General features: G+C 69.5%; 1 protein-coding gene. It reads left to right on the top strand.

The window, feature by feature from the left end; translation table 11 throughout:
• Position 1: 1 nt before the first annotated feature.
• Positions 2-511 (top strand): TetR/AcrR family transcriptional regulator (locus A5706_RS13230; protein ID WP_068131229.1); only part of this gene is annotated, 510 nt, incomplete at its 3' end.

The following is a 511-nucleotide window of genomic DNA, read 5'->3' as shown; positions in this document are numbered from 1 at the left end:
GATGCGCTGCGTGGCGGAGGTCGGGTACTCCCGCGCAAGCATTCGCGAGATCGCCAAGGCTGCCGAGATGACCAGCGCCAGCCTGTACAACTACTTCCCCAACAAGTCGGAGCTGATCAAGGCCGCCGTCGCGGCCAGGACCGACGTCGCGTTGCCGCGCCTGCGCGAGGCCGCCCAGGGTCCCGGCGACGTCACGGACCGGATCGAAGCGGTGCTCGACGAATCGGGCCGGTTGATGCGCGAATACCCCGACCTCGCCGCCTTCGAGTGGGCGCTCCGTGCCGAAGGTGCCGTCGACCCTCGGGAGGGCGGCGCCGGATTCCAGGCCTTCCGCGAGATCATCGAGGGCATCGTCGGGGGCACCGACAAGCCGGGCTCGGTGGAAGCCGTCTATTCGCTGATCTACGGGTTGACCGAGCTGGCGGCGACCGTTCCGCCGGAGGAGTACCACGCTGCGCTGGACTCGGCCAAGCGCCTGATCAGGGGCACGCTGCTGGGCGGCGGTCCACAG

Origin of the sequence: Mycobacterium sp. E796, from assembly GCF_001672815.1 — a bacterium.
Taxonomy (GTDB): domain Bacteria; phylum Actinomycetota; class Actinomycetes; order Mycobacteriales; family Mycobacteriaceae; genus Mycobacterium.
The sequence above is the reverse complement of the archived record's forward strand: the minus strand, read 5'-3'. Positions and strand labels throughout refer to the sequence as shown.